Below are 19,379 nucleotides of genomic sequence, written 5' to 3'. Positions count from 1 at the left end.
AGCAGAAGTAAAGGGGCCAGGGTCAATTAAACGTCTAATCGAACTAATAGGGGACAAACCACGGTTTTCTGAACGAGGGTTGAAGTCATGAAGCGCAAGGTATACGTTGAAACCTCGGTCATCAGCTACCTGACGGCTCGTCCCAGCAAGACCATTCTCGGGGCAGCCCATCAGCAAATTACTCTTGCTTGGTGGGAAACCCGCAACCAGTACGAACTGCTGGTGTCGGAGGCGGTATTGCGTGAGTGTGGCTCTGGTGACCCAGATGCAGCCGAGAAACGGCTGGCTGTGTTGAATGATGTGCCTTTGCTCTTAATCACTGAGCAGGCACTCCATATCGCGGAGTCGTTGGTAGGACATGGAATTGTGCCGGTCAAGGTTGCGGAAGATGCGCTGCACATCGCGGTCGCCACGGTCAGCGGTATGGATTATTTGCTGACATGGAACTGTCGGCATATCGCAAACCCGGAGCTACAAAGATGCATTGCGGAGTACTTTGAGCAGATTGGTCTATTTCTACCCTTCATTTGTACACCGGAAGAACTTCTTGGAGAAGCCAATGCTGAATGACGAAGTGATCGATGAAGTGCGGGCCATTCGTGACGCCCATGCCGCTAGATTTGCTTACGACCTGCGCGCGATTTATGCAGACCTGAAAAGGTCGGAGGCTGAGCGTATTGCCGCCGGCCATCCCTTTGTTTCTCCTCCATCTGAACTTCCTACGCCTAACTCTGCATTGCAGCGGACTCGCTTCGCTCACCGCTGAATTTGAACGTTCGGCAAATCCTGCTGGTAACGCGCCAGCGGCGTGATTCCTTCCAGTCCGTCATGGGGGCTGTGGTGATAGACCCGTTCGACCCACGCCCACAGGCGCGCATTGATGTCCGCCAGACCGGTGATGTGGCGCTCGTCGAGTTCAGAAAGAAACTGATCGCGACAGGTGCGGTGCCAGCGCTCCAGCTTCCCCTTGCCTTCGGGCGCATATGGCCGGCAATAGATCAACTGAATGCCCAGGCGGGCGCAGATCCCTTGCCAGATGTGGGCGCGGTAGGCGGCACCGTGATCGACGACCAGCTTGAGCGGGATGCCGCGTTTCAGGATCGCCTGCTTGAGCACGCCCTCGATGTCCAGCGCCGTCTCCCCGGGGCAGAAGGCGCCGTGGGCGAGCAAACGTGAGGCATCATCGAACAATACCCTTTGGCGAGCTTGCCGCCGATGGGGACCTGCGGAGCGTGCATCACGTCGCTGTACCAGATCGCGCCGGCCGAAGCGGCGACGAAACTGCGCCTCTCCTCGGGCAGGCTGGCCGAGCCGGTGAGGCGGGAAAGACCGTGTTGCTGGAGCAGACGATGGATCGTCGATCGCGACAGACTCCCGCGGGCGACGGTTCCAGCGGTTTCGAGCAACTGCCGAATCTGGCGAATCGAGCGCCGGGGATTATCCCGTTTGGCCGCCAGAATCGCGGCCTGGATGGCCTCGGAAAGCTTCGATTGCCCGCGGTCGGCGCGCGCCTTCGGCATCAGGCCATCGAGGCCTTGGGCTCGGTAGGTGTACCACCCTTGAATCGTCTTCTCGCCCAGATGGCGCCGACGGGTGCCGGGAATAGCGTATTCACGTACGGCCAGATATGACCATCGCATGCACAGGGTCGTAGGAGCCAGCCGATGAGCCGCCGGCGTGAGATCGCCAGGCGGCTGGAAGCGCTGTCCGATATCGGTGGCATCCTGTCGGCGATGAAGGGATTGGCTCTGATGGAGACCCGCATCCTGGGCAATTTCCTCGTCAGCCAGCAGCGCATGGTGGCAGGGATCGAAACGGCCGCCGCCGATTTCCTGGCCTGGCACGCCGAATTCAGCAGCGAGCCGGTTGCGGGACGGGAACTCTGCGTGCTGGTGGGCTCGGAACAGGGCTTCTGCGGCGATTTCAACGAAGCGCTGTTGGCGCGGATGGCGGCACTGTGTGAGGAAAAGGAGGCGCCGGTTCGTTGGCTGGTCGTCGGTAGCCGTCTGGCAGCTCGAATCGGCGAACGCGACTGCGTTGCCCTGGCGCTGCCGGGCGCCATTGTCGCCGACGAAGTTCCAGCCGTTCTGCTGCGCTTGACGCGCGAGCTCGGCGGCTTGCTGGCCCGCGAGGTGTACGCCGGTTACGGGCTCTCGGCCCTCTCTCATTGTGATGCCAGTGGCGATATGCGCATGCGTCATCTGCTGCCCTTGCGCGATCTGCCCGCTCCCGAGCGGGCGTATGCGTACCCGGCGGAAATGAATCTGCGTCCCATCGAGTTCCTGCGCGGGCTGACCGGGCATTATCTGCACGCGGTACTGAACGAGCTGCTGTACAGCTCGCTGATGGCCGAGAACCGGCAACGGCAGGCACACATGGATCGTGCCCTGCAGCGACTCGATGAAGACAGCGAGCGGCTCAGACTCCGCTACAACAGCCAGCGCCAGGAGGAAATTACCGAGGAAATCGAGCTGATCCTGCTCTCGGCCGACATGCTGAGCGAAGCCGAACACGGTTGAATGCGGCGCACGGTTTTCGCGGTTTCCTCTCTGCGTTGGCGGAGTTCGCGTCGACTAGGGTAAGGGGGGTCTTGAGCAACCATCCCAGATTGCGGCAGACTAGCGCGCAACAACAGTTTGAGGGGCAACATTCTTCATGATTGCCATTGCAGCAGTCGTCACTTTTAATGTGAAAAGTTAGATGAACAATAACGATCCGTCGCTCTTTTTTCAGCCGAACCCGGAGTAGCGCAATGCGTGTAGTGCACATCGAAGAGTCTTCCCAGAGGAGACTGGCCAAATGGTTGCTCAGCCTTTTCATCGCAACGGTTGCCTGGGTTTTGGCCTACAGCCAACTCACCGCCTTTGCCAACTGGGTCGTCGGACTGCTCAGCCTTTCCCGTGAGACCCACTTCGGCGAAGCCGTCCATTTCTTCTTCTACGATACCCTCAAGGTATTGCTGCTGCTGACCGGCATCGTCTTCGTCATGGGCATCATCCAGACCTTTTTCTCGCCGGAACGTACGCGGGCGCTACTTTCCGGCAAGCGGGAAGGTGTCGGCAATGTGCTGGCGGCTACGCTGGGAATTGTGACGCCGTTCTGCTCCTGCTCGGCCGTGCCGCTGTTCATCGGCCTTCTCTCCGCCGGGGTACCGCTGGGAGTGACCTTCTCCTTCCTGATCTCGGCACCAATGGTCAATGAGGTGGCCTTGGTGCTGCTGTTTGGCATGTTCGGCTGGAAAGTTGCCGGCCTCTACCTTGGACTGGGGCTGCTGGTGGCCATCATCGCCGGCCTGGTGATCGGCAAGCTGAAGATGGAACGACACCTTGAGGATTGGGTACAGAAAATCCTCGCTGGCCAAGTCGCCCAAGCAGACGGCGAGCGCCTTTCCTGGCTGGAACGTCTTGAGGCCGGCGGCGCGCACATGCGCGAGATTGTCGGCAAGGTGTGGCCCTACATTCTGGCGGGCATTGCGCTGGGTGCCGCCATCCACGGCTATGTGCCGCAGGACTTCATGGCCTCGTTCATGGGCAAGGATGTGTGGTGGGCAGTCCCGGCCGCCGTTCTGCTCGGGGTACCGATGTATACCAACGCGGCGGGAATCATTCCGATTGTCGAAGCCCTGATCGGAAAAGGAGCCGCCCTGGGTACGGTCCTCGCGTTCATGATGGCGGTGATCGCGCTTTCGGCACCGGAGATGATCATTCTACGGAAGGCGCTGAAGCCGACCTTGATCGCGACCTTTGTCGGTGTCGTGGCGACCGGCATTCTGCTGGTGGGCTACATTTTCAACTGGCTGCTATGATGGATACCTCGCCTTGGCTTCGGGCTCTTCTCCTGGCCATCGCCGTCTTGCCGATGCCTGCCTGCGACCGGGGCGACCCCTTTACGAGCGCTTCTCCCGGCATGCGCCTGGTACAGAATGCCACCGCTTCAGGACTGCCTACGGTGGTCGAGTTCTTCGGCCTCGCTTCATCTTCTTGACCCAACGAAAGGAAACTCCATGAAGAGCATCAAAGTCCTCGGCACCGGCTGCGCCAAATGTCGCACAACCATCGCCCTCGTCGAGGCGGTGGCCAAGGAAAAAGGAGTGGAGATCACGCTCGAAAAAGTTGAAAGCCTGCCGGACATCATGAGCTATGGCGTGATGTCCACACCTGGCGTAGTCATTGACGGGCAGGTGGTGCATGCCGGTGGCGTGCCCACACGCGGCAAGGTGGAAGGCTGGCTCTGAAGGGCTGCCAATGGGGTTGATCCGGCAACGGCGAACTGCGGTGATTTCCCACCAATGGTCGGTGATGACGTTTCACGAACGCTTCGATCAGGTCGTTGCCCTGATCCTTTCAGCGGTGATCACCGTGATCAGCGTGGTGTCGCTGCTCAAACTGATCCAGATCGTCTTCACGCTGCTGATCCTCGACGCATTCAATCCGCTATGACAGGAAGTGATCCACGGGATGGGCCGCAAATTTGGCCGCGGCATCGTTCGATCAACCGCCTCCAGACGGCGCTGCTGGTCTTGACATTGATCGGTATCGCTGCGCTGGCAAGTGGTCTGCTTTTCGGCGAAGGTGGCCTCTGGATGGCACTGGGTGCGAGCATCTTCGCACTGCTGTTCGAACCGGCGGCAACCTCCACGCTGACGCTGAGGTTGTACCGTGCACGTCCCATTCATCCGGGCGACGCGCCCGAACTGTGGGAGATCGTGCGCGATCTGGCCACCCGTGCCGGCCTGCCCGCCGTCCCGATTCCGCACTACATCCCCAGTGCCGTGGTCAATGCATTTGCGACAGGCTCGAAGCGTCATTCGGCCATTGCGCTGACCGATGGCATCTTGCGCAGCCTGACGCCGCGCGAGCTGGCGGGTGTCATTGGTCATGAGGTTGCGCATATCGCCAATGAAGATTTGCGTGTCATGGGGCTGGCGGATTACATCAGCCGGCTCACCAGCCTCCTGGCCATGCTGGGGCAGATTGCGATTATTCTCAGCCTGCCCGCGCTGCTTGTCGGGGCGGCGGAAGTCAATTGGTTCGGCCTGTTCCTGCTGGCGGTGTCTCCACAACTGGCATTGCTTGCTCAACTCGGCCTGTCTCGGGTACGCGAGTTCGATGCCGATCATTTGGCGGCGCAGCTGACCGGCGACCCGCATGGTCTGGCATCGGCCTTGGCGAAGATTGAACGGGTGAGCCGCTCCTGGCGAGCCTGGCTAATGCCGGGTTGGGGAAATCCGGAGCCATCCTGGTTACGCACGCATCCAGCCACGCCGGATCGCATCGCCCGACTGCTTGAACTCGTACCCCAGCATCCCGTGACGCTGCGGCCCCATCCCTTCTACACCGCCCCGGAACCCGTCAAGGCGATGCGCTCGCCGCGCTGGCACCCCGGCGGCCTCTGGCGCTGATTCGAACCAAGGAGACCTTGCGATGGCTTACCACGATCCCTACGGTCACGCAGCTCCGGACCGCTTTCTCCGGCGCTGGCTGGTCATTACCGCTTGCATTGCGGCGCTCATGCTGCTCTGGCAGTTTCTGCCCGCCATCGAAGCGTGGTTCAGCCCCCAACAGGCCGCCGAGAGAACGGTCACGCCCCGGGGAGACCTCGCGGCCGATGAACGGGCAACCATTGAGCTCTTCGAGAAATCGCGCGATTCGGTGGTTTACATCTCTACGACCCAGCTGGTTCGCGATGTCTGGACACGCAACGTCTTTTCCGTACCGCGCGGTACCGGCTCCGGCTTCATTTGGGATGATGCGGGGCACGTCGTCACCAACTTTCATGTCATCCAGGGAGCCTCTCAAGCGACGGTGAAGCTTGCCGACGGCCGCGACTATCAGGCTGCCCTGGTCGGTGCGAGTCCGGCCCACGACATCGCGGTGCTCAAGATTGGCGTTGGCTTCAAGCGTCCCCCGGCTGTGCCCATCGGCACCAGTACCGACCTGAAGGTCGGCCAGAAGCTCTTCGCCATCGGCAACCCGTTCGGACTCGATTGGACCTTGACCACAGGCATCATTTCGGCGCTCGACAGATCGTTGCCGGGCGATGCCGGTAGTCCCTCAATCGAGCACCTGATTCAGACCGACGCCGCCATCAACCCCGGCAACTCCGGTGGGCCACTGCTCGATTCCGCAGGGCGCCTCATCGGCATCAACACCGCCATCTACAGCCCTTCTGGCGCGTCGGCCGGCATCGGCTTCGCGGTGCCGGTCGACACGGTGATGCGAGTGGTCCCGCAACTCATCAAGTCAGGCAAGTATGTGCGCCCGGCTTTGGGGATCGAAGTGGACGAGCAACTCAATTTGCGGCTGCAGATGATTACCGGCCGCCGTGGCGTATTTGTCCTGTTGGTACAGCCTGGCTCCGCTTCTCAACGAGCCGGTTTGCTGGGCATTCGCGCTACGCAGGAGGGGATTGTTCCGGGCGACCTCATCACAGCGATAGACGGGAAGTCCATTGACGGTGTTACTGGCCTCCTGGCACAAATGGATGACCGTCGGGTGGGTGACATCGTCGTCTTGTCTGTTGAACGAGAGGGGAAGGCTCGCGAGGTGCGTGTTGAGCTGCAGCCGGGCACCTAGGTGCGCTGGTACAGAAAAGCTTTTTTCGCCCGCAGTAGGGGAAAACGAGGGGAAAGCCGTCCGAAAGTCCGCAAAGTCGACGAAATCCGGCCCGCTCATTCCGCATCGTGAAGTTTTGCGGTTTTCCCTTTTCCCTTTTCCCTTTTCCCTACTCCCAGTCCGACAGGCTGCTGGAAAACCTACCCCGGTAAGGGCAGGCCGCCCTCCCCTGCCCGCTGCTCCAATCATTCCGCTGCGCGTTCAGATCAGCTCCCGACTCGACAGTTCGTCCTTGAGCCAGGCATAACAGATCGGCGCAGCCACCAGACCAGCGAGACCGAAGCTGCTCTCCATGAGCAGCATCGCAGTCAGCAGTTCCCAGGCCTTGGCCCGGATCTGGGCACCGACGATACGCGCGTTGAGAAAATACTCGAGCTTGTGGATGAATACCAGGAAAACCAGTGACGAGATCGCCACGCCGGGCGAGTGTGCCAGGCTGACGACGAAGATCACGGTATTGGAGATCAGGTTGCCGACTACCGGCAGCAGGCCGACAATGAAGGTGACGACGATCATGGTCTTGGTGAGCGGCAGGTGCACACCAAAGAGCGGTAGCACGACGACGAGGTAGAGTGTGGTGAAGGCGGTATTCAGCGCCGAGATCCGGACCTGGGCGAAGACGACCCGGCGGAAGGCCTCGCCGAGGCGAAAAACCCGCTCGGCCAGCGCGCGCGTCAGCGGCCTCATGCTTTCGCCGGCGTCCGCCTCGCATAAGGACACCATGCCACCGATGATCATGCCGATCAGCAGGTGTGCGAGCAGGCGACCGGTTTCCTTGCCGATCATCTGCAGTTCGGCCGAATGTTCCCGTAGCCAGTGGCCAGCTCGTTCGCGAATGGCCTCGCCGCCTCGCGGCAGCAAGTCGGCGAGCCAGTTCGGCAGCGTCGAGCGGGAAGTCTCGATGATCTCGGCCATCTTGGCGAGCAGCGCAGCGAAACTGCCGCCCTCGCTGTTCATGAAGACAATCAGCCCGAGCACTGCCGCAGCCACCGCGCCGAGGACCAATAACACGACCAGACCAACAGCCATGGCCTTGGCGCGCGTGCTCGAGAGATGGCGTGCAAAGAACGGCGCCAGTACATGCACCAGTTCATACACCAGCAACCCGGCAATCAGCGCCGGCAAGAGGTGCACCTCGATGACCAGCAGCATCGCCAGCAAGGCAATGCTCCAGGAAACGTACTCGCTGACGGTCGTTTTCTTGAGTGGGTCCATGGCGGCAATGAATGTGAGGTTGGCTGGCGGTCGTGTCCGTCAAGCTCAGGCGACGACCAGACGCGCGGCGCTGTACAGGCGGTCGTCCAGCCAGCGCAGGCCGAGTGCGGGCAAAGCGGCCTGCAGTCTTTCCGGCTGGGCGGTAGCCAGCAGCGTCAGTCGGCCTTGCCCGAGTGCGTCGGCGCCGGCCAGGCGAACGCACTGGCGGGCAACGGCGTCGGCAACGTCAACCAGCGTTGCCTGCTTGGCGACAATCGGTTCCAGCACCGGACAGAGGAAGGCGTAATGGGTACAACCAAGAACAATCTGATCGACGCCGGCAGCGAGCAGGGGCGCCAGATGACGACGCGCGTCCTCGACGAAATCCGGGTCGTCGAGGTACAGGGTTTCGACGCGGGTGGCCCAGCCGGGACAGGCCTCGATCTCGACCTGGACGCTGCCTGCGTGTTGCCGGATCAACTGTGCCAAGCGCTCGCTGCGCGCCGTCGACAGCGTCGCCAGGACAGCGATTCGACCACTGCGCGACATGGCCGCTGCAGGTTTGACGCCGGGCTCGACGCCGACCACGGGAAGCTTGGGAAAGTGTTCGCGAAAGGCCGCAACCGCTGCCGCGGTGGCGGTGTTGCAGGCGACGACGATGACCCCGCAGCCCTGATCGACCAGATGATTGCCGATCGTCAGCACGCGCCGGCGAATGTAGGCGTCATCCTTGTCCCCATAGGGAAGGTGAGCCGTATCGGCAAGGTACACCAGATCCGCGCGCGGCAGCGCACGTGCAATGGCGGCCAATACCGAAAGTCCGCCGATACCGCTGTCGAAAATGCCAATCATCGGCTCAGGCAGAGGTTTGCGCCGCTGGCGCCGCCAGGCAGCTAGCGAGCGGCAACGACGGCAACTTCAATGAGGAAGTCGTGATGGGCCAGCTTGGCTTCGACGCAGACCCGCACCGGCGCGGTGCCGCGCGGAATCCACCGGTCCCAGACCGCATTGACCGCGATCGAATCGTCGATGTCGCGCAGATAAATGGTGACCATCAGCAGGCGTGTCTTGTCGCTCCCCGCTTTTTCGAGCAGCTTTTCGATGCTGGCCAGAACCTCGCGTGTTTGGGTGGCGACGTTGCTGTCCAGCGTTTGCGGCGTTTCGACGAGATAGATGGTGTTCCCGTACGCGCAAATGTCTGAATACCGCTGTGTCGTTCCGTGCCGCTCTATCGCCATGCCTTTTCCCTCCCGCAAAGCCGGCCTGGAGCCGGCTCCCCGCCTGTGACTCCCGGAAACTCAGACGACGGCGACCGGGATCTTGCCGATCCTGGCCTGCCATTCCTTCGGTCCGGTGTTGTGTACCGATGTTCCGGTCGAATCCACCGCGACGGTCACCGGCATGTCCCTGACGTCGAATTCGTAAATTGCCTCCATTCCGAGATCGGCGAAACCGACCACCCTGGCAGTCTTGATCGCTTTGGCGACCAGGTACGCTGCACCGCCGACAGCCATCAGATACGCCGACTGGTGTTTCCGGATCGCTTCGATCGCGGCCGGGCCACGCTCGGCCTTGCCAACCATCGAGATCAGCCCGGTCTGGGCCAGCATCATCTCGGTGAATTTGTCCATCCGCGTGGCGGTCGTTGGGCCGGCCGGGCCAACGGCCTCGTCGCGAACCGGATCAACCGGACCGACGTAATAAATGACGCGGTTGGTGAAGTCGACCGGCAGCTTTTCGCCTTTCGCCAGCATGTCCTGGATGCGTTTGTGGGCGGCGTCGCGGCCGGTCAGCATCTTGCCGTTGAGCAGCAGCGTTTGACCGGGTTTCCAGGAGGCGACCTCGGCCGGTGTCAGCGTGTCGAGGTTGACCTGCGTCGAGGTCTCGGTGTTCGGCGTCCAGTTGACCTGGGGCCATTCACGAAGGTCCGGTGGTGTCAGAATGGCCGGCCCTGAACCGTCGAGATGGAAGTGCGCGTGCCGCGTCGCAGCACAGTTGGGAATCATCGCCACCGGCAAGCTGGCCGCATGCGTCGGGTAGTCGAGGATCTTGACGTCGAGGACGGTCGTCAGTCCGCCGAGGCCCTGCGCACCGATTCCCAGTGCGTTGACCTTTTCGTAAAGCTCCAGACGCAGTTCCTCGACGCGGTTGCTCGCGCCGCGGGCGATCAATTCGTGGATGTCGACCGGCGCCATCAGTGATTCCTTGGCCAGCAGCATGGCCTTCTCGGGCGTACCGCCAATGCCGATGCCAAGGATTCCCGGTGGACACCAGCCGGCGCCCATCGTCGGTACCGTCTTGAGAACCCAATCGACGATCGAGTCCGATGGGTTGAGCGCGTAGAACTTGGACTTGTTTTCCGAGCCTCCCCCCTTGGCGGCGCAGATGACTTCGAGGTGATGGCCGGGAACGATCTCGTAATGCACGACTGCGGGCGTATTGTCGCGCGAGTTCTTGCGCGCGCCGGCCGGGTCGAGCAGCACCGAGGCCCGCAACTTGTTGTCCGGGTTGTTGTAGGCGCGGCGCACGCCCTCGTCGCACATTTCCTGGACCGACAGGCTGGCGTCCCATCTGACGTCCATGCCGACCTTGAGGAAGATCACCGCGATGCCGGTATCCTGGCAGATCGGGCGATGGCCTTCGGCACACATGCGGCTGTTGGTGAGAATCTGGGCGATCGCATCCCTGGCTGCTGGGCTCTGCTCGCGCTCGTAAGCGGCGCCGAGCGCCTGGATGTAGTCGAGCGGATGATAGTAGCTGATGTACTGGAATGCGTCGGCAACGCTCTGGATGAAGTCTTCCTGCTTGATCGTGGTCATTTCAGGCTCTCTCTCGTGGGTGGCCGCGGGGCACCTCCCCGCGGCGGGTGTCTGTTCAGTGTGCTGCAGCGTGCGGCATTTTTCCGAGCAGGATGGTCTGGGTCATCATGCGGTCGACCCAGGCCATGGCCAGCGCCGAGCACAGAAAGAGGGCGTGGATGATGACCTGCCACATGATCGTGTGCTCGCTCATATTCGCTGCATTGATGAAGGTCTTCAGCAGATGGATCGACGAGATGCCGATGATCGCCGTAGACAGCTTGATCTTGAGCACCCCGGCATTGACATGCGAAAGCCATTCCGGCTGATCGGGGTGGCCTTCGAGGTCGAGTCGGGAGACAAAGGTTTCGTAGCCGCCGATGATCACCATGATCAGCAGGTTGGCGATCATCACCACATCGATCAGGCCGAGGACGACGAGCATCACATCGGTCTCGCTGATCCGCGTGCTGCTGAAAAAGAGGTTCTGAATCAGGTGCGACAGTTCGATCATGAACAGATAGACATAGGCGCCCTGGGCGATGATCAGCCCCAGATACAGCGGCGCCTGCAGCCAGCGGCTCCAGAAGATGAACATTTCGAGTTTGTCTACGGCAGGTTTCAAGGAGGCCATTTTCTTCAGGGTCAACAGATTGGATGCGGGATTTTAGCATCAAGGCCTGTTTGCGTTGCGTTGCCGGACATGCCGTAAGTGGTGTGTAAGATTGGCGGCGTTTAATCTGACCCACTTGGCGTGACACGGGGCAGGGCTAGCAGCGTATGATTTGCCTTCCGCTAGGCGTTAAACGTTAGACGGAGGTCGCGAGCGACGGGTTCTTTTCGTTAATTGCAGCATCGATTTCTTGAATTCTCTACCAATACCAAACAGGAGATGGGACATGTCATTGAACGAGGCCGTAAAATTTTTTGAGCCCTCTGCCGAATTTGTCAAGCAGGCCACCATTTCGGGCATGGACGCCTACCGGGCGCTGTGTGCCGAGGCAGCAAACGATTACACGGGGTACTGGGCCCGCCTGGCCCGCGAACACGTCACCTGGAAACAGCCGTTTACGCAGGTACTTGACGAGTCCAAGGCGCCCTTCTTCAAATGGTTTGCCGACGGTACGCTGAATGTTTCGTATAACTGTCTGGACCGTAACATCGAAGCCGGTCTCGGCGACAAAGTGGCGCTCGTCTTCGAAGCCGATGATGGCGAAGTCAAGCGGATCACTTACCAGGAACTGCTGGCCCGCGTCTGCCAGTTTGCCAACGGCCTGCGGGCGCGTGGCATCAAAAAGGGCGACCGGGTGTTGATCTATATGTCGATGGGCATCGAGGGCATTGTCGCGATGCAGGCCTGCGCGCGTATCGGCGCCATTCACTCGGTCGTATTTGGCGGTTTCTCGGCGCAGTCGGTGCGTGACCGGATCAACGATGCCGGTGCCGTGGCGGTGATTACTGCCGACGAACAATGCCGTGGTGGCAAGAAGATCCCGCTCAAGCCGGCCGTCGACGAGGGCATTGCGCTCGGCGGCTGCGAGTCGGTCAAGGACGTGATCGTCTTTCAGCGTACCGGCGGTGCCTGCCACATGCTTGCCGGTCGGGACCTCTGGTGGCACGACGTCATCGCCGGCCAGTCCGAGGTTTGCGAGCCGGAATGGGTCGGCGCCGAGCACCCCCTGTTCCTCCTGTACACCTCGGGTTCGACCGGCAAACCGAAAGGCGTGCAGCACTCGACAGGCGGCTACCTGCTGCATGCCATCCTGACCATGAAGTGGACCTTCGACCTCAAGCCGAACGATCTCTTCTGGTGCACCGCAGACATTGGCTGGGTCACCGGTCACACCTACATCACCTACGGGCCGCTGGCCTGCGGCGGCACCGAGATGGTTTTCGAAGGCATCCCGACCTATCCGGATGCCGGCCGTTTCTGGAAGATGATCCAGGACCACAAGGTCAGCATCTTCTACACCGCGCCGACCGCCATCCGCTCGCTGATCAAGGCGGCCGATACCAATCCGTCGGTCGCGCCGACCCAGTACGACCTGTCGTCGCTGCGCCTGCTCGGTACGGTTGGCGAACCGATCAACCCGGCCGCCTGGCAATGGTATTACGACAGCGTCGGTGGCGGTCGCTGCCCGATCGTCGACACCTTCTGGCAGACCGAGACCGGCGGCCACATGATCACCCCGCTGCCGGGGGCGACCCCGCTGGTGCCGGGTTCCTGCACCTTGCCTTTCCCCGGTATCGAGGCGGCTGTCGTCGACGAAACCGGCACCGAACTCGACTGGGGCAAGGGGGGTCTGCTGGTCGTGAAGAAGCCCTGGCCGGCGATGATTCGCAACATCTGGGGTGATCCCGAGCGTTTCCACAAATCCTATTACCCCGATGATTTCGCCGGCAAGCTCTACCTCGCTGGCGACGGTTCGATCCGCGACATTCACACCGGCTATTTCACGATCACCGGCCGTATCGACGATGTGCTGAATGTTTCCGGTCACCGCATGGGAACCATGGAGATCGAGTCTGCGCTGGTCTCACACCCGATGGTGGCGGAAGCTGCCGTCGTTGGTCGCCCGGATGATCTGACCGGCGAAGCGATCTGTGCCTTTGTGGTTCTGAAGGGTCCGCGGCCGACCGGCGAAACGGCGAAGAAGATGGTCAAGGAGTTGCAGGACCACGTCGGACGCGAGATCGGTCCAATTGCCAAACCGAAAGATCTGCGCTTCGGCGAAAACCTGCCCAAAACGCGTTCCGGCAAGATCATGCGTCGTCTGTTGCGCTCCCTCGCCAGGGGAGAAACGGCTGCGCAGGATGTCTCGACGCTGGAAAACCCGGCGATTCTGGAGCAACTACGCGGCTGATCTAGACCTCCCAGGCGACCGGGCGCTGCGCTTGCACGCCCGGCCGCAAAAGCAGGTTTCAGGCCGGCGCCATCCATGTACCGGCCTGTGGTGGCGATAGAGGAACTGGTATGAGCAACAGCGCGACGGAAATGCTGGTTTCGGCATGCATCCGGTTCCTGCAGGCCCACCCGCCTTTTGATCGTATGGAGGCGGAGGCACTCTGCTTTCTTGCAGAACATGTCACCCTTGCCCATTACCCCAAAGGTGCGCGGATTCTCTCGAGTGAGATGGGGGTTGCGCGCGCCCTCTACATTCTGCAGCACGGCAGGGTGCGAGTCCGCTCCAGCGGCGGCGCCAGTAACGCCGACTCTGCACCGAGCACGCTCGGCCCTGGTCAGGCCTTCGCGATCGGGGCGCTGATGGCGCAGCACCCCGCTTCGAGTGTCTACGTGGCACGCGAGGAGGTTTTCTGCTACGAATTGCCGGTCGACGACTTCTTTACCCTGACCCAGAAGAGCACGGTTTTCAATCTCTTCTGCAGCCAGCACATCGCCGGCCTGCTCAAGCACTCGCAACAGCAGTTGCAACTGCAGTTTGCCCAGCGCGCTGCCGAGCAGAGAACGATGAATTCGCCACTCGCCGCGATTGTCAAGCGGGAACCGGTTTCCGTGGCGCCGGAGACATCGATTCGCCAGGTCGTTGCCTTGATGGCCGACCGCCACCTGGGGTCGATGGTGATCGTCGATGCCGGAGAGCAACCGCTTGGCATCTTTACGCTTTCGGACGTGCTGAAGCGAATCGTCTTGCCGGGTACCTCGCTGGAGCAACCGATCTCCTCGGTCATGTCGGACTTGCCGCAGACCTTGCCACTGGCCGCAAACGCCCACGATGCAGCGCTGACCATGGCCATGCACGGCATCCGCCATGTGCTCGCGGTGGATGAGGGTGGGCGCCTCAGGGGTGTGGTTTCAGAGCGTGATCTGTTCAAGCTGCAGGGTGCCGGTCTGCGGCAGATCCGGCACGCGATCGACGCAGCAAGCAGTCTCGAAGTGCTGCAGCATGCCCGTGAGGATGTCCGCCAATTGTCGCTGACGATGCTCGCCGAAGGGGTCGGCGGACAGGAAATCACGCAATTCATTTCGACCCTCAACGATACCGTGACTCGCCGCATCATCGAACTGAACCTGGATCGGCATGACCTCTACGGCATCGACTGGACCTGGCTGTCGTTCGGGTCGGAGGGGCGCGATGAACAGACCTTCACTACCGATCAGGATAACGGAATTGTCTATATCTGTACCGACATCATGGATCGCGAGCAGACGCAATTGCGTTTTCTCGATTTCGCCCGTGATGTCAATGCCGATCTCGACACCTGCGGCTTCCCGCTGTGCAAGGGCAACATCATGGCGAGCAACCCCAGCCTGTGCCTGACGCTCGAGGAGTGGGAGGAGAAATTCGCCCAGTGGGTACGCACACCGGAGCCACAGGCTTTGCTCAACGCCACGATTTTCTTCGACTTTCGCCCGCTCTACGGCCGCTTCAATCTGGCGCACCGGATGCGTATTTCGCTGTTCCGACAGACCAACGGCAATCCCCTGTTCCTGCGCATGCTGGCGCAGAACGCGCTCAGTGTGTCACCGCCGCTGGGGAGGATACGTGACTTCGTGACTGGCGCTGATCGCGAGCATCCCGGGACCATCGACCTGAAAAAGTACGGCGTCCGCCTGTTCACCGACGCAGCACGGGTTTTTGCGCTGGCGCGTCAGGTCGAGGCGACGAACACGGTCGCGCGCATCAAACGCGCCGGCGCCTTGATGAATATTTCTCCAGAGGACGTAGCCGCGAGCCTCGAAGGTTTCAACTTCATCCAGTTGTTGCGCTTGCGGCACCAGCATTTTGAGCAGGAGCACGGGCGCGCCGGTGACAATCTGATCCGACCGGACGAACTGAACGAAATTGAACGGCGGATTCTCAAAGAAGCTTTCCGACAGGCACGCAAACTGCAGGCGCGCCTGAAACTCGATTACCAGATCTGATCATGGCCTGGTATTCCAGACTATTCGGTGGCCAGGAAACCACTGGCCCGGCGTTGACCGCCAGACAGCAGCAGTTGCTCGCCGCCTGGCGCCAATTGCCCGATCAAGACATGCGGCGCTCGCACTATCGCTGCCGCTACGTGGTGGTCGACGTCGAAACGACGGGAATCAACGTCAAAACGGATCGCCTCTGCGCGATTGGTGCGCTGGCGGTGGTCAACGGGCAGATCGACTTCAAGGATGCCTTTCATCTCGTCCTGGAACCTGCAGCGCCGGCAGACGATCCTGCGGAACATCCGGAGCCGGTGGCCGGCGCACCTTCGATCGACGCACTGATCTCCTTTCTGCACTTTGTCGGCAAGGCACCACTGCTTGCGTACAACGTTCCGTTTGTTGCCGCGATGATCGAACGCACTCTGGCAGAAAACCTCGGTATCGACTTGGGGCTACCATGGATCGACCTGGCGTGGGTGATGCCCGATCTGTTTCGTGATGTCGAGCATACCGAGACGGGGCTCGACGCCTGGCTGAACCACTTTGCCATCACCAGTATCCGCCGTCATCACGCTGTTTCAGACGCTTACGCCACCGCCCAGTTGTTGCAGATCACGATCGCCAGTGGCGCGCGCAAAGGCTTTACGACTCCTGCCAGCCTGCTCGACCTTGAGAAGGCGCGTCGCCACATGCATCAGAGCGGCTAGGCGGGCACTGCGCAATGGCCGACTACACTGTCCCGCTGCGTCGCTATTACGCCTACTACACTGCCGGTTTCTTCATTTTCATCGGTACACTGGCGGTGCTCGAGCGGCATGGCATGCCACCACGCTGGATCGGTTATTCCTTTCTATTTCTGACCATCTTCCTGTACGCAACGATCGGCGTGCTGGCGCGAACTGCCAGCGTTTCGGAGTACTACGTCGCCGGCCGGCGCGTGCCGGCGGTATTCAACGGCATGGCCACCGGCGCCGACTGGATGAGTTCGGCCTCGTTCATGGGTCTGGCCGGAACGCTCTACCTGTCGGGGTATCAGGGCCTGGCCTACGTGATGGGCTGGACCGGTGGCTACGTTCTGGTTGCCCTGCTGCTGGCGCCTTACCTGCGCCGCTTTGGCCAATATACGATTCCGGACTTCCTCGCCGCTCGTTATGGTGGCAATCTGGCCAGGCTGGTCGGTGTCTTTGCGACCGTCCTGGCGTCCTTCGTTTATGTGGTTGCACAGATCTATGGTGTCGGGCTGATTACCAGCCGCTTTGTTGGCCTGCAATTCGAGGTCGGGGTATTTGTCGGACTCGCCGGCATCCTGGTGTGTTCCTTCCTGGGTGGCATGCGCGCGGTCACCTGGACACAGGTGGCCCAGTACGCCATCCTGATTGTCGCCTATCTGGTGCCAGTGACCATTCTCTCGTACCAGGTCACCGGCATTCCGGTTCCGCAGCTGACCTACGGACAGGTACTGCAAACCGTGCAGCTTCTCGAGGAAAGAATCTTCGATGACCCATCCGAACTTGACGCCCGCCGCCTCTTTCGCGAGCGTGCGGATGGCTACTACGACCGCATCCTGACGCTGCCGGACTCACTGGAGGAAGAGCGGCGCAGCCTGAGCGGACGAATCGACGATCTGAAGAGCAGCAACGCGCAAATGCGTGATGTGGTTAGCCTCGAGCGGCAGCGCCGGGATCTGCCCAAGAGCAGCGAAGAGGCACGCAGCCATTGGGATGGTTTGATGCGTCAGGCAGCGCAGCGCGGCGCAGCACCCGATCACCATCTGACCCCGTATCCGGGGAAAGGCGAGGCGGTCAATGACGACGCTCGCCTGAACTTTCTGAGCCTGGTGTTCTGCCTGATGGTCGGAACCGCTGCCCTGCCGCATGTGCTGATGCGTTATTACACCACGCCCAGCGTACGCGAAGCGCGTAACTCGGTGTTCTGGTCGCTGTTGTTCATCCTGGCACTGTATCTGACGGCACCGGCCTATGCGGCTTTTGCCAAGTACGAGGTGTACACGAGTCTGGTCGGATCATCGATGGCGCAATTGCCGGTCTGGGTCAATTCGTGGGGCAAGATCGGCATGGTCTCGATCGAGGACATCAACGGCGACGGCATCCTGCAACTCGCCGAACTGTCGCTCAACCCCGATGTGATCCTGCTGGCAACCCCGGAAATTGCCGGCCTGCCTTACGTTATTTCCGGCCTGGTGGCGGCCGGTGCGCTCGCCGCTGCCCTGTCCACTGCTGACGGGCTGCTGTTGACGATTGCCAGTGCTCTGGCGCACGACGTCTATTACAAGATTTTTCGTCCCAACGCGAGCACGCAATGGCGGCTGGTGGTTTCCAAATCACTGCTGCTGGTGGTTGCCGTACTGGCGGCCAGCGTCGCCTCGCAGAAGCCGGCGACCATCCTGTTCATGGTCGCCTGGGCTTTTTCACTGGCGGGATCGGCTTTTTTTCCGGCATTGATTCTCGGCATCTTCTGGAAGCGGGCCACGCCCAGAGGTGCCGTCAGTGGCATGCTGATTGGCCTGCTGGTGACCATATATTACATGGTGCGCGTCCATTTCGATGCCATTCCGTGGCTGGGAATCCACGGGTTCGGTATGGAACCCTGGCTGGGGATTCAGTCCACTGCGGCCGGGGTGTGGGGCGTCGCTGCCGGCTTTCTGACGATCATCGTGGTCAGCCTGTTCGACAGGCCGCCCAGCCAGGAAACACAGAATTTTGTCGAAAGTGTCCGTTACCCGGAGTTTGACCATTGGTGATCGCTGCTCCGAGGGCGAGCAGCATCGCCGCCGCCGGGGTCTGGCGCAGTTTTCCGTAGCCAGGGAGCAGTGCGTGCAACGCAGGCGAAAGCAGCAGGACTACTGGCGGCGCAACCTCAGGATGACGGCCTTGCTGCTGGCAATCTGGTTTGTCGTGACCTTTGTCGTCAGTTACTTTGCCCGCGACCTGGCGAACATCACCCTGCTGGGGCTTCCTCTCGGTTTCTACATGGCTGCCCAGGGGGCACCGGTGATCTACGTGCTGATCATCTGGTGGTACGCCCGCTACATGAACCATCTCGACCGGGAGTACGGAGTGAATGACCGGGATGCGGAGGACTGACCCGAGCCCACCGGGAGAATCAGCCAGGGGGAAATCAGCACCTGAAACGCCGCACGATGCTACTTCCTGTTGCCGATTTTCGGCTCGCTGCCGGCCATCAGGCGTTGCAGGTTCTGCCAGTGTTTGCCGATCAGCGCCATCGCAATGATGCCGATCACCAGCAGCAGGGAATCGCGCCCCCACAGGAGAAAGCCGTAAATGGGTGCTGCCGTTGCCGCAACCAGTGCCGCCAGTGACGAATAGCGCAGGGTGAAGGCAATCAGCAACCAGGTGCCAAGCGTTGCCAGGCCCAACCAGGGGTTGATCGCCAGCAACACGCCGGCGGCAGTCGCCACGCCCTTGCCGCCCTTGAACCCGAGAAAAACCGGGTAGAGATGGCCGAAAAAGACCGCCAGTGCAACGAGTCCGACGGTGTAGCCGGAGAGGCCGTAGTCGGCCGCATGCTGATCGGCGAGAAAAACCGCCAGCCAACCCTTGGCGGCGTCGCCAATCAGGGTGAAGATGGCGGCGCCCTTGTGACCGCTGCGCAGCACATTGGTCGCTCCAGGGTTCTTCGAGCCATAGCTGCGCGGATCGGCAAGACCGAAAAGTCGGCTGGCGACCAGTGCGAAGGAGACGGAACCCAGCAGATAAGCGGCAAGAACCGCAAGAAAGGTGATCAGGTAAGGCGGCATGTGTCGGGGGGCTCTGGGTTAATGTGAAACGCGTCAGCGACTCACAAATCTCCCCTCCCCCCCTCGCGGGGGGAGGGGTCGGGGGAGAGGGAAACGGTCATGACTTTCATGATCGG

The 19,379-nt window shown here is 61.1% G+C and carries 18 protein-coding genes and 2 pseudogenes; 13 read left to right on the top strand and 7 right to left on the bottom strand.

Translation table 11 applies throughout. The annotated features are described in order from the left end of the window. The first annotated feature begins 87 nt into the window (after window positions 1–87). Both V5B59_RS23350 and V5B59_RS23345 read left to right on the top strand, forming a co-directional pair. On the top strand, window positions 88–570 hold the full coding sequence (locus V5B59_RS23350) for a type II toxin-antitoxin system VapC family toxin (RefSeq protein ID WP_169070773.1): 483 nt from the start codon (window positions 88–90) through the stop codon (window positions 568–570). After that, entirely contained in the window at window positions 560–766 is a 207-nt protein-coding gene (locus tag V5B59_RS23345) for a hypothetical protein (RefSeq protein WP_248594914.1), read from the top strand. The genes V5B59_RS23350 and V5B59_RS23345 overlap by 11 nt, the downstream gene beginning before the upstream one ends. Before the next feature lie 2 nt (window positions 767–768). Here the strand turns inward: V5B59_RS23345 and V5B59_RS23340 are convergent. After that, window positions 769–1,625 (bottom strand): annotated as a pseudogene (locus V5B59_RS23340) (helix-turn-helix domain-containing protein); the annotation flags it as partial. A 39-nt stretch (window positions 1,626–1,664) separates the two neighbouring features. On the opposite strand from V5B59_RS23340, the gene V5B59_RS23335 reads away from it, so the two are divergent. The 6 genes and pseudogenes from V5B59_RS23335 (at window position 1,665) to V5B59_RS23310 (ending at window position 6,575) form a co-directional block, all read left to right on the top strand. After that, window positions 1,665–2,519: a F0F1 ATP synthase subunit gamma gene (locus V5B59_RS23335; RefSeq protein ID WP_169070774.1), complete on the top strand. Its 855-nt coding sequence runs from the start codon at window positions 1,665–1,667 to the stop codon at window positions 2,517–2,519. 233 nt (window positions 2,520–2,752) lie between these two features. Continuing rightward, the gene (locus tag V5B59_RS23330; protein WP_169070775.1) at window positions 2,753–3,805 is read left to right on the top strand and encodes a permease; all 1,053 of its coding nucleotides are present in this window, start codon (window positions 2,753–2,755) and stop codon (window positions 3,803–3,805) included. A gap of 198 nt (window positions 3,806–4,003) precedes the next feature. Continuing rightward, on the top strand, window positions 4,004–4,234 hold the full coding sequence (locus tag V5B59_RS23325; RefSeq protein WP_169070776.1) for a thioredoxin family protein: 231 nt from the start codon (window positions 4,004–4,006) through the stop codon (window positions 4,232–4,234). Window positions 4,235–4,244: 10 nt separating this feature from the next. Next, window positions 4,245–4,436: pseudogene (locus V5B59_RS23320) on the top strand (hypothetical protein); the annotation flags it as partial. Next, entirely contained in the window at window positions 4,436–5,401 is a 966-nt protein-coding gene (locus V5B59_RS23315) for a zinc metalloprotease HtpX (RefSeq protein ID WP_169070777.1), read from the top strand. The pseudogene V5B59_RS23320 and the gene V5B59_RS23315, both read left to right, overlap by 1 nt. A gap of 22 nt (window positions 5,402–5,423) precedes the next feature. After that, window positions 5,424–6,575: a S1C family serine protease gene (locus V5B59_RS23310; RefSeq protein ID WP_169070778.1), complete on the top strand. Its 1,152-nt coding sequence runs from the start codon at window positions 5,424–5,426 to the stop codon at window positions 6,573–6,575. Between the two features lie 240 nt (window positions 6,576–6,815). Here the strand turns inward: V5B59_RS23310 and V5B59_RS23305 are convergent, their stop codons facing one another. Genes V5B59_RS23305 through V5B59_RS23285 form a run of 5 tightly spaced genes read right to left on the bottom strand, consistent with a single transcriptional unit; the run spans window position 6,816 to window position 11,240 of the window. After that, a complete protein-coding gene (locus V5B59_RS23305) occupies window positions 6,816–7,829 on the bottom strand; it encodes an AI-2E family transporter (protein WP_169070779.1) in 1,014 nt (337 codons plus the stop codon). A 45-nt stretch (window positions 7,830–7,874) separates the two neighbouring features. Next, on the bottom strand, window positions 7,875–8,660 hold the full coding sequence (gene murI, locus V5B59_RS23300) for a glutamate racemase (protein ID WP_034908474.1): 786 nt from the start codon (window positions 8,658–8,660) through the stop codon (window positions 7,875–7,877). 41 nt (window positions 8,661–8,701) lie between these two features. After that, complete coding sequence (locus V5B59_RS23295) at window positions 8,702–9,046, bottom strand: RidA family protein (RefSeq protein WP_169070780.1); 345 nt, start codon at window positions 9,044–9,046, stop codon at window positions 8,702–8,704. A gap of 60 nt (window positions 9,047–9,106) precedes the next feature. Next, entirely contained in the window at window positions 9,107–10,627 is a 1,521-nt protein-coding gene (locus V5B59_RS23290; RefSeq protein ID WP_169070781.1) for a fumarate hydratase, read from the bottom strand. Between the two features lie 55 nt (window positions 10,628–10,682). Beyond that, window positions 10,683–11,240: a TIGR00645 family protein gene (locus tag V5B59_RS23285; RefSeq protein ID WP_332352378.1), complete on the bottom strand. Its 558-nt coding sequence runs from the start codon at window positions 11,238–11,240 to the stop codon at window positions 10,683–10,685. A gap of 265 nt (window positions 11,241–11,505) precedes the next feature. Here V5B59_RS23285 and acs point away from each other — a divergent pair, with 265 nt between their 5' ends. From acs to V5B59_RS23260, 5 genes are all read left to right on the top strand, one after another. Next, a complete protein-coding gene (acs, locus tag V5B59_RS23280; RefSeq protein ID WP_169070783.1) occupies window positions 11,506–13,470 on the top strand; it encodes an acetate--CoA ligase in 1,965 nt (654 codons plus the stop codon). A 110-nt stretch (window positions 13,471–13,580) separates the two neighbouring features. Further along, window positions 13,581–15,491 (top strand): putative nucleotidyltransferase substrate binding domain-containing protein, encoded by a 1,911-nt coding sequence (locus V5B59_RS23275; protein WP_169070784.1) that lies wholly within the window; start codon window positions 13,581–13,583, stop codon window positions 15,489–15,491. A 2-nt stretch (window positions 15,492–15,493) separates the two neighbouring features. Continuing rightward, window positions 15,494–16,192 carry a 3'-5' exonuclease gene (locus tag V5B59_RS23270; RefSeq protein WP_169070785.1) on the top strand — a complete coding sequence of 233 codons (699 nt, stop codon included), beginning with the start codon at window positions 15,494–15,496 and terminating at the stop codon, window positions 16,190–16,192. 14 nt (window positions 16,193–16,206) lie between these two features. After that, window positions 16,207–18,246 carry a sodium:solute symporter family protein gene (locus V5B59_RS23265; protein WP_169070786.1) on the top strand — a complete coding sequence of 680 codons (2,040 nt, stop codon included), beginning with the start codon at window positions 16,207–16,209 and terminating at the stop codon, window positions 18,244–18,246. Window positions 18,247–18,319: 73 nt separating this feature from the next. Beyond that, window positions 18,320–18,589, top strand: a complete 270-nt coding sequence (locus tag V5B59_RS23260) for a DUF4212 domain-containing protein (protein WP_169070787.1) — start codon at window positions 18,320–18,322, stop codon at window positions 18,587–18,589. A gap of 59 nt (window positions 18,590–18,648) precedes the next feature. Here V5B59_RS23260 and plsY read toward each other — a convergent pair whose 3' ends face one another. After that, window positions 18,649–19,263, bottom strand: coding sequence for a glycerol-3-phosphate 1-O-acyltransferase PlsY (gene plsY, locus V5B59_RS23255; protein WP_034912493.1), 615 nt, complete (start codon window positions 19,261–19,263; stop codon window positions 18,649–18,651). Between the last annotated feature and the right edge of the window lie 116 nt (window positions 19,264–19,379).

Origin of the sequence: Candidatus Accumulibacter contiguus, assembly GCF_036625285.1 — a bacterium.
GTDB classification, from domain to species: Bacteria; Pseudomonadota; Gammaproteobacteria; order Burkholderiales; family Rhodocyclaceae; genus Accumulibacter; species Accumulibacter contiguus.
The sequence above is the reverse complement of the archived record's forward strand: the minus strand, read 5'-3'. Positions and strand labels throughout refer to the sequence as shown.